We start from the raw sequence: 12,955 nt of genomic DNA, 5'->3' as shown, positions 1-12,955 counted from the left end.
ATTGTTACTAATTGTATAATATCCGCAAGAAAGGGACTATCATTTGCTAGTGCTTCTAATTCTTCTACCGCTTGTCTTTGTACTTTTCCTTTTCCTAAAACCCGCAAAAACAGTGTTTCGGGTGTACTGGGTAGTTGATGAATTGCAATATTGACACTCTCAGGTCTAAAGACACTGAGATTCTGCTGACAGAGTAAACTTAGGCAAAGCCCAAAGTTTAATTCTCGCTACGGTCGTCAAACACCGTCTACCCAGTAAGCTTAGGTCTATGCCTAAATTGCTGGCTACTTTTCGTAAAATGTTAGCTGCACCATTGAGATCAGCATTAACAATTGAACCATTAGCTGACTGATACAAGCCACGCTTAACACGCTTTCCTGATGCTTTCCACCCTTCTGGTTTTTCACCATACTTAGGTAGGGAGTCTCCATCTAAAAAACTAGCTTTTGACGTATATGCTTCTTCAGTTTCTTGAAATCTAATCCCGTTTAAATCACAGAGTTGTTTTAACCTATCTTTAAGTTTACCTAAAGGCATTTGGACAAACTTTTGATTGTTAACTCTCCCCATATTAGCGTTAGATTTAAAGCTTTCATTCCAACCAATTATTAAAGTACCAATGCCATATTTTAAGCAATGGTCAACAATTAGTTTTGCAGCTTTATTAATCCCATCTCGCATTTGATGGTTACGTTTACGGGTTACACAATCTAGCCAATTATCCCAATAAGCTTCTGGTTTTCCCTCTTTGCGAGTAGATACTTTTTTATTCCAAAGCTGATTCATAGCCTTCATTGCACGGGCATCAATCAATAGAGAATTACCCAATGTATCAACACAAGCTGCTAAATTATCAGCCGTTCCTAGATCAATAGATAATGCCTGATTAATGTCTAAAACGTGGCTTTTCTTTTCAACTTCGTAAGACATTTCCAAATAAAAAGCACCGTTTTTAGGTAGAATAGTAAACTCTTTGACATGAGCAATGTCTAGATTAGACGGCATTGGTAGAAAAAATTCAGAAATTCCAAACCATCTTTTAACAGTTAATCCTAAAGAAAATCTAAGTTGTCCATTAATTAGAGTTGGCTTTTGTCCCCCACTGTTAGGATAAGCAACTTTGAAAAGTTTAGAACCTGTTAGATAGTCAGGTGCTTTAGGCTGAAAATGTAATTGACCTTTGAGAAACAAAGAACGTAATTCTTTAAAAGATTTGAATGCTTCAATTACAGACAACAAAGTTTGTTGTGCAGGTGTAGAAGGCATTGATTGAGCGACCATAGTTTTAGAAACTGAAGGTTCATAAGCTAAATCAAATTTACCTGTCAACAACTTTCCAGTTTTAAAAAATGTTTGTCTAGCAAAATAAACACCACTGTTATAGAGCTTTCCCGACTGCTGGCAGAGATATTCTAATACTGCCTTTGTTTCATCATCGGGGGACAACAAAACTTGTTGTACTCCCATTGACTTTTTAACTTTAGACATTGTTTGAACTGCAATGCTGTGATAATATAATCATATCATATCAATATTAGATTGTCATCATGTCTAGAAAAAAAGGTACTATTATTTATTTGTCCGAAGAAGACAAAGCAAAGCTAGAGAAGATTGCCGTAAACTGGGGGGTATCTCAGTCATCGGCTACACAGAGACTAATTAGAGAATATAAACTAGATTAGAAATACTACAGCGGTTAAAACCGCTCGTGTCGCTTCCCTCTCAGGGCTAAAGCCACTGAGTTTCCCACTTACCGCGAGGTTTTATGACGGTTTTTAATCCTTTTGATAAAAAATAGATGCCCTTTCCCCAGTTTGTTTCATCCAGAGTACCATTAAAATTCTCTAAGATTTCTACTGATGCTGTAGGCGTAAAAATCCATAGCTGGGGTAATTCAGCTTCATCTATTCGCGTATCATTGCGTCTAGCTTGCCGTTCTAGGTCTGCGTGAATGTCAAACAGTTTACCCATACAACTGCGAATTTCACTTTTGCTGACAGGGTTACGGAATGGTTCAAATACGGCATAACTTGTGGCCATTCTCCCTAGTAATCCTAGTGTTTCTAGGCTTTGTGTAGGCTGGGGTGAAGGAATAAATAATACATCAATTTGTCTGACTTCGGCGGTAATATCTTTGCTGGTTTCTACTTGTCCATAGGGTGTTAATAGTTCCGTTAGATATTGTTTGGCGAATTGATCGTGTATAAAGCGTGTCATCCGATTGTCATTCCTGTTTGCATCCTGTTCATCCTTATAATTGGTGGATATCCTGATTTTGATATCTTTGGTTCAAACTAATATAAGGGTTTAGCATTGCTAAACCCCTATCATGTTATTTCTATTTATTTTAAGATAGTTCTTCCTTATCGATTTTATTATAACAAATCTAAAATCTGTTGTCAACCCACAGATTCTCTTTTTATGCTTTTTTCTAGGAGTAATTTATTTTGCAGTTCCAGATGTTCACCAAATTGGTGATCTAGTCTTAATAATGAATTTAAGGCAAAGGTGGGGGCGTTAGGTGCTAACCTAAGAGATGATATCGCTTGATCTTAGGTCTTTGACGACCTACTCTCAAAAATAGCTTCAATCATTTAGGCGCAGCATGGTCACCACCGCAGAAAAAACAAACATTGGTTACATTACCCAAATCATTGGTCCAGTTGTAGACGTTAAATTCCCTGGCGGTAAATTACCCCAAATCTACAACGCTTTAACCATCACCGGCACCAACGAAGCTGGACAAAATCTCAGCTTAACCGTTGAAGTACAGCAATTACTGGGCGATAACCAAGTCCGGGCTGTAGCTATGAGTACCACAGATGGTTTAGTCCGTGGTTTAGAAGTTATTGATACTGGCGCTCCTATCAGCGTACCCGTTGGTAAAGCCACCTTGGGACGAATTTTTAACGTTTTGGGCGAACCCGTAGATAATCGTGGTCCCGTAGACGCTGAAGCATTTCTACCTATTCACCGTGATGCTCCTAAATTCACAGAATTGGAAACCAGTCCTTCTGTGTTTGAGACAGGAATTAAAGTTGTTGACTTGCTGACTCCCTATAGACGCGGTGGAAAAATCGGTCTGTTCGGTGGTGCTGGTGTTGGTAAAACCGTGATCATGATGGAATTGATCAACAACATCGCTACCCAACATGGTGGTGTGTCTGTATTTGCGGGTGTGGGTGAACGCACTCGTGAAGGGAATGACCTCTATAACGAAATGATGGAATCTGGAGTTATCAATAAAGATAATCTCAATGAATCCAAAATTGCTCTAGTTTATGGTCAAATGAACGAGCCACCCGGAGCAAGAATGCGGGTTGGTTTGTCTGGTTTGACAATGGCTGAGTATTTCCGTGATGTCAACAAGCAAGACGTATTGCTATTTGTTGATAACATCTTCCGGTTTGTACAAGCTGGTTCTGAAGTATCCGCACTTTTGGGTCGGATGCCTTCTGCGGTAGGATATCAGCCTACTTTGGGTACAGACGTAGGTGCTTTACAAGAACGGATTACTTCTACCACCGAAGGTTCTATTACTTCTATTCAAGCTGTATATGTACCTGCGGATGACTTAACTGATCCTGCACCTGCAACCACCTTTGCTCACTTGGACGGAACAACAGTATTGTCCCGTGGTTTGGCTTCTAAAGGTATCTATCCAGCGGTTGATCCTTTGGATTCTACTTCTACCATGCTACAACCCAACATTGTTGGTGAAGACCACTACAACACTGCACGGGCTGTACAATCAACTCTGCAACGTTACAAAGAACTCCAAGATATTATTGCGATTTTGGGTTTAGATGAATTGTCTGAAGAAGACCGTCTAGTTGTAGCCCGGGCGCGGAAAGTTGAACGGTTCTTGTCTCAGCCTTTCTTCGTAGCTGAAGTATTTACCGGTTCTCCTGGTAAGTATGTGAAGTTGGAAGACACCATTAAAGGATTTAAACAAATTCTTTCTGGTGAGTTGGATGCTTTACCTGAACAAGCTTTCTACTTGGTAGGCGATATCAACGAAGCGATCGCTAAAGCCGAAAAAATGAAAGGTTAGTCATTAGTCAGTAGGGGTGGGGTTTCCCCGCCCGTAAAGTGTTTTCGTGCAACTGACAAAAAGCAACTGACAAAGGACAACTGACAAATGACATTTACTGTTCGTGTAATTTCCCCAGACAAAACCGTTTGGGATGCTGAAGCTGAAGAAGTAGTTTTACCTAGCACCACTGGTCAATTAGGTATTTTAACTGGACACGCACCACTGTTGACAGCTTTGGATATAGGTGTAATGCGTGTTCGTGGTAACAAAAATCAAGATTGGCAAGCGATCGCTCTTTTAGGCGGTTTTGCTGAAGTTGATGAAGATGAAGTCACAATTTTAGTCAACGGTGCTGAACGTGGCGACAAAATTAAACTTGAAGAAGCTCGTACTGCTTTTAATGAAGCACAAACTCGCCTGAATCAAGTTAAACCAGACGATCGTCAAGCACAAATCCAAGCAACACAGGCATTTAAACGCGCTCGCGCTCGTTTTCAAGCTGCTGGTGGCTTGGTATAAATTGTATAGAGCATCTAAAATTAATGAGGGTGGGCAATATGCCTACCCTTATTTATATTAATACCTTAAATTCTGGGGTTAAATAAATGACAACAACAGTGGCAAAAATCATTCCCATAGAAGAATTTTTAAAGCTGGGTTTTATTGATGAATCACCAGCTTGGGAATATATTAATTCAGAAGTAATTCAAAAACCAATGGGTGGCGGTAAACACAGTTTATTACAAAAAAAATTAGTTGCAGTTATTGACACGGCAACAAGTGACTATGAAGCTTTTCCAGAAATGCGCTGTAGCTGTGGAAATCGTTCTGTAGTTCCCGATGTTCTGGTGATTGCGACTGATCAAATACCATTAGATGAAAGCGGTGATATTATTAGCAGTGGAATTAATTTTGCACCTCTTTGGGTAATTGAAATTCTTTCACCTAGCCAAAGTCAGACTAAGGTAACTGGTAATATTTTACATTGTATTAAAAATGGTACTAAACTTGGCTGGTTGCTTGATCCAAGTGAACGTTCAATTTTAGTTTATCAGCCTAATACTTTACCAGATTTGTTAACTGGAAAAGATAGATTACCAGTTTTAGAAAGTGTGAATTTAATCATCACAGTTGAGGAAGTATTTTCTTGGTTGCAAAGAAAGAGGTAAATATTAAGTTCTGGCAACTAGAAGTTGCGGCTACACAAACAAAGTCCGTCTGCACGGACTCAATAAAAATCAAAAGAGTTGATTATTTACCTTTTTCTCACGCGAAGACGCAGAGGCGCAAAGGAGCAATATTAGGTGAATTCATGGATACTTACAGAATTTATTTATGCTTTAATTAGTATATTCTCAAAAAAATAACCATACCAGTTAAAACAATGTCAATTTTAGAATTTCTCATTGCCATTAATGGTAACGCTCAGTTATGGAGTGCTGATAATGTGTGTCTCGGATTATTGTCAAGTAACCAACATGATCCCAATTCGATAAATAATCTTCATGGAATATACGGTGGTTATCACGGAAATTATAGTATCCGTAACTCTCATAGCTTATATGGTGGTCAACACGGTACACATAGTCCTTATAACATTTATTGCCCCAACCCTCCCTTTGTTCTTTATCAAGGTCAACCGGTTTTAGTTATCACTAGAAATGCTTATTTCCAAACTAATGGAGTACCAGTTATTGACCCTGATTTTTTATTGGGTGTTTACGCACAACTAGCAGCTTCACCACAAATGTTACACCACTCCACCCCAATGGACAGAATAAATGAGTCAGCGCGAAATACAATGGAGTCTATCACCCATGCAGGAGCGATAGTTGCTTCTATGTTCCATTGATCAAACCCACCAAAAAACCTTTAATATTGCCAAGACTCACGAAAAATCTCTCTGAAACTCTCTTCTCTTCGTGTCCTTCGCTTCTTCGTGGTTCATTCATTATTTAATTTCACGCAAAAAAATAAATTGAAATTTTACCTTATGAATATCTTTCAGGTAAATAATCATCATCTAACAACTGACCCAAAGTATAAGGACACTTTTCTGGAAAAACAGTTAAATCAGTTTTACTTTTCACAAAATCAACCGCGCTTTCATAAATATTCCCTAAATCATCCTCTAACTTATTAATTAAATTTGTCGTCAAATGATTATTCAAATCATATCTAAAAGTTTTAACTTCTCCAATCCAATGACGATAGTTTCTTTCATATTCTACCTGCCAATATTGAATTAATAATAAATGAATAATAATTTGCCTTAAAAGACTTTTGGCTTTAGCTAAATCTCTTTTACCCAAACTTGTCAATTCCTCAATTAAGTTTTCTAAATCAAGTTGATTAAACTGTTTGTGTTTTAATAATTCAATAGTTTCTTCTAACCATAAACTATCATCGGTTTCATAGAGTTCTTTTAAATTGGTAGTAATTCTCATATTTTTACCTTTTCAATTCTCAACTATCTGCAATCTCTATTCAAGAATTCCCTAGAGTGAAATAAAATTAGCCATTTAATTTGAGGCACTGAAAGTCTGTTTCGTTTCAGATACCAGGTCAAATTAAATATTTAAATCTCGTAAAGCTAAACGAATTTGTTCTACACGAGTCCGATTCACACCAAGATCCGACTCTCCCACGCGAGATGATGAACGAATATGAATTACCGACTCATCGCTGGGAAAATAAAACTCTACATCATCAACAAATTTGAAAATGCGGCTTTTAGAAAGAGCATGAATATAATTATCTGTTTGTTCTATCACTTCTGTGCGGGGAACAACAGTCAGAACCTTAAGTAATATCTCTCTAGCTTTATCTCTGTCTATATGATAAGTAATCGGTTCAATAGCGTGTTGAGCATCAGCATTTTGGCTAACAACACAGTTTGGAGAAGCTGGACAAGGAGAGAGATGTCCAGACTCAATTCCCAAGCTAGAAGCCCAAGCAGATGCAGGAACTATTAAAGTAATTATGAGGGTGAGGAATACCGAAAAAATAATATTCTGTAATCTGGTGATACTTACAGAAAAAGGAGCGATCGCACTACCATTGGATATTTTGAGCATTTTCGGCATATTATCAGCTTTAAATTATTGTAAATTCACCTTTTGCATTCTACCAGCTTCTACAATTTTATAGGTTTCCAGGCTATAGCATTTCCTCATCTACTGAAGTACAAATTTATCTGCGTTTATCCGCGTCCATCTCTTACTCTCTGTGCCTCTGCGTCTCTGCGTGAGATAAATTCATACTTTTATTCAGCAACGCCGGAAATCGCTATATCCTGTCAGTCACCTTTTATTGAGGTAAATATGCAATGATCATTGCCAATTGCGGGTGATTGCGAGCGATCGCTTCGGGGACATGACCAAGAAGTGAAAATATCTGAGTTTTCTGGGCTACAGAACCATTTAACAACAATAAATCATTTGTATTCAGTAACCGTGATACTTCTGTAACAAAATTACCCCGGACTTTTTGAATAGGTGTATCCGCTGCTAGTCCCGCATCAATATAATCAATATCTACTCCTTTTGTGTTAACAACTTCCAATAGTTGTAAAGATGCTTTGAGTTCTGCGGCGAGATTTTTGGCTAATTTGATACTTTCTTGAAAAGAACTAGCATTAGCTTGTTGGCTGGTGAAAGCGAGAAACACTCTGGCTGTATGCTCAATAGGTAAAGGAAAACGAGTTACCAAAACAGGCATAGAACTGCGTTGGACAATTTTATCAATTACGCCGCCAAATAAATTTTCTTGGTAAGTAGAGTAACCTTTCCAACCGCAGACTATCACACTTGCTTGCTGTTCTTGTGCTACTCTGGCAATACCTTTGTCTATTGATTCATCAATTCTACCAATGGGTGTAACATTAGTAACTGCTGCATGAGCAATCATTTCTGCGGTGGAAAGTAACTGATTTTGTCTAACCTTAGCATTTGGGGAAATTGGTTCACCTTCCTCGATGATGATATGTAGAGGTAGAAGTGTACCAGCGGCTGATTTAGCTAAGAGGATTGCTAACTTTAACAAGTTATCTTCAGTATTTGGGTTAGCAACAGGAACTAAAACGCGATCGCCTAAACTACCACTTTCGCGCTTTTGGGGAACAACATTTCCTGTTTTCAGTTTTTGTCCCCACTTTGCTGTCACCCAAGGGGAAGCAATGCAGGTAACTAAAATCATGGCGATCGTCCCATTCACTGTTAATTGATCAACCAATTCAATATTGTAAGCAACGGTAATTGCTGCCAAAGTAGAAGCTGCTTGAGCTACAGATAGCCCAAACAAGACCATAATATTATCAAAGTTGTATCCAAATAACTTACCCGCACCCCAAGCCGGGATGTATTTAGCAACTATAGCCACTGTCACCATCACACCGGAGACAATGAGCGATCGCGGTTCTTGAATCAAAATCCCAGGATTCACCAACATTCCCACAGAAATCAGGAAAAATGGTACAAACAGAGTATTACCAATAAATTGAATCCGATTCATCAAAGGGCTAAGTTGGGGAATCAATTGGGTAATCGCAACTCCCGCTAAAAAAGCACCAATAATCGGCTCAATTTTGACTACTTCTGCTCCATAAGACACTACAAACAGAGTAGCAAGAACGAAGGTAAACTCTGCCCCTTCATCATGTCCAAATTTTCTAAAAAACCATTTTCCCAGACGGGGAACACCCCAGAGTGTGAGGAAGGTATAGATAATCAGTGAAGGAATGAGAAATAACCAAAACTGTAAAGTTAAATTACCTTGGTGCGCCCTGACGACAATAGCTAATACTAACAACGCCAGGATATTAGTGATCAGAGTACCACCGAGAGTAGTCGTCAAAACAGGCGATCGCATAATTCCCAGCTTACTTACCACAGGTAAAGCCAGCAGAGTATGGGAAGCGAAACAGGAAGCAACTAAAATTGCAGGTAAAAAACCGTAACCTATGGCTAACATCGCCCCTGTGCCTAGTACCATGGGGACAGCAAAGGTGGCTACTCCAAAGATTAATGCCTTATCTGCATTATATTTCATGTCATCGAGGCTGGTTTCCAAACCTGCCATAAACATGAGGAACAACAACCCAACTGTACCTAAAAGGACAATAGTGTTATCCCGTGCCAAAAATCCCAAACCGTTAGGTCCAACAATCACCCCCGCTAAGATTAATCCCACAATCCCCGGTAGCCGAATTTTCTCAAACAGCAGGGGCGCAATCAGCATAATGCCCAGAATCGTCAAAAATACTGGTACTGGCTCTTTAATGGGCGTAGATACCATAGCAGGAAACAAAATTGCGATCGCATTTACGTTCATAGATATTTGTTTAGCTAGTACGTTGGCACTTCACTAAAGTATCTAGTCCTTGCAGAAAACACAAATGCCGATGTTAACTATTTTTAGATATATCTTCGGGAATTAAGCAGGTTCTCCCATCAGAGACTCTATTACCGCTGGTAAATATTTTATTGCTTCACCCTCAACCACATTAAACCCAGCTAATACTTCAGTATGAGGATTGATAAAATATTTTGTATAATTTTACCTCACGTAGAGTCTCAGAGAGTAAGAATTTGCAATTTTTGACTTTTCAATTTCCTACTTCAATATGGCGATCGGCAACGCCGTATAATCTAGAAACTAGAATTAAACCATCATTTTTAACCACCCAAATATTTGATTTACAGTTAACTGTAAATCTATCCATTCTAATATTTGTAACTGCTGATCACCGCGTAATAGTTCTGGTTGTTGATGAGGGCGAAAAATCAAAATAGAACGATCTTCAGGATCTATTAACCAACCTAATGAAGAACCATGATTTAAACAATATAAAATATTATCGATCACGCGAGTTGAATTTTGTTCAGGAGAGAGAATTTCTATAGTCCAATCTGGAGGGATGAAAAAATCATTAGGGACTTCACCTTCAGCAGTAAAGGGAATATTTGACCATTTCAAAACCGCGATATCAGGAACTACGGAACGTACACCAAAACTACAACGCAATTCAGGAAAAGCATAAGCGATTTTTTCGTTTTCTGTGATATCATTAATACTATTGCATAGTCTTAATTGTAAGCGGCTATGTTTTCCTTTGGGCATGGGTTTAGTAATAATTTCCCCGTTGATATATTCCCTGACTGGTTTTGTTTCTGGGAGTTTGAGAAATTCTGCTAAGGTTAGGGATTGATTAATTACGGTGGTCATTATTTCTCAATCCTGTAAGTGGGATACTATTATAATTTAACCTTTTTTTGTCAGAATCAGGATGTCCAGGATTTTAGGATTTTCAGGATGTTGTTTGATGATGGTTGGTTACGCACAAGTCATGGAAGAATGAACCACGAAGGTACGAAGAACACGAAGGTAAGAGGTTTTAGAGAGATTTTGCAATTTCATCCTCTACATCCTCACATCCTGGATATCCTGATTCAGACAAAATTTATCTATTTCCTCACGCAAAGACGCAAAAAAGATATCCTGTAAATCCTTTAATCCTGGTTATCCTGATTCAGGTTATTCCAACCGCCAAATTTTGATAGTATTGTCATTACTTCCACTGACCAAAGTCTTACCATCAGGGCTAATAGCTAAAGCATTAACATCATTAGAATGATCAGTAAGGGTAGATTTTAATTTTCCTGTTTGCAAGTTCCAGATTTTGATAGTGTCATCCCAACTTCCACTGACCAAAGTCTTACCATCAGGGCTGATAGTTACAAAACGAACCCAGCCAGAATGACCAGTGAGGGTAAATTTTAATTTTCCTGTTTGCAAGTTCCAGATTTTGATAGTGTTGTCAGCACTACCAGTTACCAAAGTCTTACCATCGGGGCTGATTGCTAGGGAATGAACCCAGTTAGAATGACCAGTGAGGGTAGATTTCAATTTTCCCGTTAGCAAATTCCAGATTTTGATAGTCTTGTCATAACTACCACTGACCAAAATTTTGCCATCGGGGCTAATCGCTAGGGAACTAACCCAGTTAGAATGACCAGTGAGGGTAGATTTTAATTTTCCTGTTTGCAAGTTCCAGATTTTGATCTTTTTGTCACCACTACCACTAACTAAAATCTTACCATCGGGGCTAATTGCTAGGGAATAAACCCCGTTACTATGACCAGTGAGAGTAGATTTCAATTTTCCCGTTTGCAAGTTCCAGATTTTGATAGTGTCGTCCCAACTTGCACTGACTAAAGTCCTAGCATCGGGGGTGACGGCTAGGTAACTAATCGAGGTCTTATGACCAGTGAGGGTAGATTTCAATTTTCCTGTTGGCAAATTCCAGATTTTGATCTTTTTGTCACCACTACCACTAACTAAAATCTTACCATCAGGGCTAATTGCTAGGGAATTAACTCCGTCAAAATGACCAGTCAGGGTATTAACTAAAATTGCTGAGGTGATATTTTTTAGAATTACTAATGGTTTGGTAAGTTTTCGATTCTTATTCCCAAATATAGTTGGTAATATTACGGCTATGGTAAATCCTCCAACCACTAAACCTGCAATTTGCAAAAAACCACGACGGGAATAATTAGTTTTTGGAGGTGCTTTTAAGGCTTGTAAAACTTCTTCTACTGACTGATAACGGTCTTGATTTTCTAGTTTTAATAACTTATCTAAAATTTGTCCTAATTCTAAACTCACAGATTGCTGTAAATGTTTACGCCAATCTTTCACCCAACTGTAACCTTGTCTGTTCCACAAATCCCCAGGATAAACCCCAGTCATTAAATGAAAGCAAGTTGCACCCAAACTAAATAAATCACTAGCAGGATAAACCTCTCTATCTTCCATTTGTTCTATAGCAGCATAACCAAAAGTACCGATTTTTGTACCTGGTCGCATTGTACCTTGCAGTTGTTTGGAAGCACCAAAATCAATTAAAAATAATTTCCCATCACTGCGACGACGCATAATATTTTCTGGTTTAATGTCGCGGTGAATAATGTTATTACTATGGACTATTTGTAAAACTGGTAATAAATCAAGTAACAAATCCCGGATTTTTTGTTCGTTAAAAGTTCCTTGATTTGCTAACTCAATTAATAAATTTTCACCTTCAATAAAATCTTGAATTAAATATAAACAATCATCCTCATCAAAATAAGCTTGTAATTGGGGAATTTGGGGATGTTTGAGGTCTTTTAGTTGTATTGCTTCTTGCTCAAATAACTCCTTAGCTTTTTTTAAAGCATAGGTATTTTGAGTTTGGGGTGCAAATTGTTTAATAACACACTTCTCATTTAATTTATCAACATCTTCAGCTAAATAAGTCTTCCCAAAACCCCCACCACCCAAAGGTTTAACAGGACGATAACGGTTTCTGAGGATAACTAAAGAAACACCACAATTAGGACAAAACTTTGTCGTATCTAGAACAGGTGGATTATGACAGTCTGGGTTCAGACAACATATCTGATTCATGGGTTAGGTTTTGGTAGATACGTTGATATTTAGAGCATATACAAGAATATACTCGCTAATTACGCAAATAGAGAATAAATTATCTCATATTTCTTGTTTTCTTCATCTCACCGTTTGCGTCTTGGCGTGATCTACCTTAACAATTCTTAACTCAATTTTTCCAAAAAAGTTTAAACACCCTTTTTTACCCTCAAATTATTGAGAATCGCTGCGAATGACTCAACGTAATTTCAAGGGTCTTGACTTCTGAGATGGTTATGTTATGATAGTCTTGAGAAAAATCCAAGGGTGTATTATTGTCTGAATCAGGATGTCCAAGATTTTAGGATTTACAGGATGTGAGATTGAATAGGCATTTTTAGGTATTTTAAAATATATCAAACTTCCGCATAAATAAAGACATAATGAATTGCACAGAACACCAAGGAAAGAAGTTTTCAGAGATATTTTGTGATTTCATTCTGTAAATCC

At 38.1% G+C, this 12,955-nt stretch carries 13 protein-coding genes; 6 read left to right on the top strand and 7 right to left on the bottom strand.

Annotated features, from left to right (window positions below; all coding sequences use genetic code 11):
• Positions 1-165: 165 nt before the first annotated feature.
• Positions 166-1,467 carry an RNA-guided endonuclease TnpB family protein gene (locus FJR04_RS21880; RefSeq protein WP_168498757.1) on the bottom strand — a complete coding sequence of 434 codons (1,302 nt, stop codon included), beginning with the start codon at positions 1,465-1,467 and terminating at the stop codon, positions 166-168.
• Positions 1,468-1,547: 80 nt separating this feature from the next.
• Here FJR04_RS21880 and FJR04_RS21875 point away from each other — a divergent pair, with 80 nt between their 5' ends.
• Complete coding sequence (locus FJR04_RS21875) at positions 1,548-1,682, top strand: ribbon-helix-helix protein, CopG family (RefSeq protein ID WP_168498751.1); 135 nt, start codon at positions 1,548-1,550, stop codon at positions 1,680-1,682.
• Between the two features lie 46 nt (positions 1,683-1,728).
• On the opposite strand, the gene FJR04_RS21870 is transcribed toward FJR04_RS21875, so the two are convergent.
• Positions 1,729-2,217 carry a hypothetical protein gene (locus tag FJR04_RS21870; protein WP_254445346.1) on the bottom strand — a complete coding sequence of 163 codons (489 nt, stop codon included), beginning with the start codon at positions 2,215-2,217 and terminating at the stop codon, positions 1,729-1,731.
• 388 nt (positions 2,218-2,605) lie between these two features.
• Between FJR04_RS21870 and atpD the strand changes: the two genes are divergently transcribed.
• From atpD to FJR04_RS21850, 4 genes are all read left to right on the top strand, one after another.
• The gene (gene atpD, locus FJR04_RS21865) at positions 2,606-4,054 is read left to right on the top strand and encodes a F0F1 ATP synthase subunit beta (RefSeq protein ID WP_168498750.1); all 1,449 of its coding nucleotides are present in this window, start codon (positions 2,606-2,608) and stop codon (positions 4,052-4,054) included.
• An 87-nt stretch (positions 4,055-4,141) separates the two neighbouring features.
• Positions 4,142-4,555 carry an ATP synthase F1 subunit epsilon gene (atpC, locus tag FJR04_RS21860; RefSeq protein WP_168498748.1) on the top strand — a complete coding sequence of 138 codons (414 nt, stop codon included), beginning with the start codon at positions 4,142-4,144 and terminating at the stop codon, positions 4,553-4,555.
• A gap of 86 nt (positions 4,556-4,641) precedes the next feature.
• Positions 4,642-5,205, top strand: coding sequence for a Uma2 family endonuclease (locus tag FJR04_RS21855; RefSeq protein WP_168498746.1), 564 nt, complete (start codon positions 4,642-4,644; stop codon positions 5,203-5,205).
• Between the two features lie 215 nt (positions 5,206-5,420).
• Positions 5,421-5,888, top strand: coding sequence for a hypothetical protein (locus FJR04_RS21850; protein ID WP_168498744.1), 468 nt, complete (start codon positions 5,421-5,423; stop codon positions 5,886-5,888).
• A 139-nt stretch (positions 5,889-6,027) separates the two neighbouring features.
• On the opposite strand, the gene FJR04_RS21845 is transcribed toward FJR04_RS21850, so the two are convergent.
• The 4 genes from FJR04_RS21845 to FJR04_RS21830 form a co-directional block, all read right to left on the bottom strand.
• On the bottom strand, positions 6,028-6,483 hold the full coding sequence (locus tag FJR04_RS21845; RefSeq protein ID WP_168498742.1) for a DUF29 domain-containing protein: 456 nt from the start codon (positions 6,481-6,483) through the stop codon (positions 6,028-6,030).
• Between the two features lie 123 nt (positions 6,484-6,606).
• Positions 6,607-7,113 (bottom strand): DUF1499 domain-containing protein, encoded by a 507-nt coding sequence (locus FJR04_RS21840; RefSeq protein WP_168498755.1) that lies wholly within the window; start codon positions 7,111-7,113, stop codon positions 6,607-6,609.
• A gap of 232 nt (positions 7,114-7,345) precedes the next feature.
• Entirely contained in the window at positions 7,346-9,367 is a 2,022-nt protein-coding gene (locus FJR04_RS21835) for a cation:proton antiporter (protein WP_168498740.1), read from the bottom strand.
• A gap of 330 nt (positions 9,368-9,697) precedes the next feature.
• Complete coding sequence (locus FJR04_RS21830) at positions 9,698-10,261, bottom strand: Uma2 family endonuclease (RefSeq protein WP_168498738.1); 564 nt, start codon at positions 10,259-10,261, stop codon at positions 9,698-9,700.
• 87 nt (positions 10,262-10,348) lie between these two features.
• Between FJR04_RS21830 and FJR04_RS21825 the strand changes: the two genes are divergently transcribed.
• Complete coding sequence (locus tag FJR04_RS21825; protein ID WP_168498736.1) at positions 10,349-10,540, top strand: hypothetical protein; 192 nt, start codon at positions 10,349-10,351, stop codon at positions 10,538-10,540.
• 30 nt (positions 10,541-10,570) lie between these two features.
• On the opposite strand, the gene FJR04_RS21820 is transcribed toward FJR04_RS21825, so the two are convergent.
• A complete protein-coding gene (locus FJR04_RS21820) occupies positions 10,571-12,484 on the bottom strand; it encodes a serine/threonine-protein kinase (RefSeq protein ID WP_168498734.1) in 1,914 nt (637 codons plus the stop codon).
• Between the last annotated feature and the right edge of the window lie 471 nt (positions 12,485-12,955).

It is taken from the genome of Anabaena sp. UHCC 0204 (assembly GCF_009711975.1).
GTDB lineage: Bacteria > Cyanobacteriota > Cyanobacteriia > Cyanobacteriales > Nostocaceae > Dolichospermum.
Note: the sequence above shows the minus strand (reverse complement) of the source record. Positions and strands in the feature narration are given on the sequence as shown.

What these genes read in the sequence shown, in the direction of transcription:
- atpC (WP_168498748.1), top strand. Translation starts at nt 4,142, where the DNA reads ATGACATTTACTGTTCGTGTAATTTCCCCAGACAAAACCGTTTGGGAT.
- FJR04_RS21840 (WP_168498755.1), bottom strand. Translation starts at nt 7,113, where the DNA reads ATGCTCAAAATATCCAATGGTAGTGCGATCGCTCCTTTTTCTGTAAGT.
- FJR04_RS21845 (WP_168498742.1), bottom strand. Translation starts at nt 6,483, where the DNA reads ATGAGAATTACTACCAATTTAAAAGAACTCTATGAAACCGATGATAGT.
- FJR04_RS21880 (WP_168498757.1), bottom strand. Translation starts at nt 1,467, where the DNA reads ATGGGAGTACAACAAGTTTTGTTGTCCCCCGATGATGAAACAAAGGCA.
- FJR04_RS21830 (WP_168498738.1), bottom strand. Translation starts at nt 10,261, where the DNA reads ATGACCACCGTAATTAATCAATCCCTAACCTTAGCAGAATTTCTCAAA.
- FJR04_RS21825 (WP_168498736.1), top strand. Translation starts at nt 10,349, where the DNA reads ATGTTGTTTGATGATGGTTGGTTACGCACAAGTCATGGAAGAATGAAC.
- FJR04_RS21850 (WP_168498744.1), top strand. Translation starts at nt 5,421, where the DNA reads ATGTCAATTTTAGAATTTCTCATTGCCATTAATGGTAACGCTCAGTTA.
- FJR04_RS21820 (WP_168498734.1), bottom strand. Translation starts at nt 12,484, where the DNA reads ATGAATCAGATATGTTGTCTGAACCCAGACTGTCATAATCCACCTGTT.
- FJR04_RS21855 (WP_168498746.1), top strand. Translation starts at nt 4,642, where the DNA reads ATGACAACAACAGTGGCAAAAATCATTCCCATAGAAGAATTTTTAAAG.
- FJR04_RS21870 (WP_254445346.1), bottom strand. Translation starts at nt 2,217, where the DNA reads ATGACACGCTTTATACACGATCAATTCGCCAAACAATATCTAACGGAA.
- FJR04_RS21835 (WP_168498740.1), bottom strand. Translation starts at nt 9,367, where the DNA reads ATGAACGTAAATGCGATCGCAATTTTGTTTCCTGCTATGGTATCTACG.
- atpD (WP_168498750.1), top strand. Translation starts at nt 2,606, where the DNA reads ATGGTCACCACCGCAGAAAAAACAAACATTGGTTACATTACCCAAATC.
- FJR04_RS21875 (WP_168498751.1), top strand. Translation starts at nt 1,548, where the DNA reads ATGTCTAGAAAAAAAGGTACTATTATTTATTTGTCCGAAGAAGACAAA.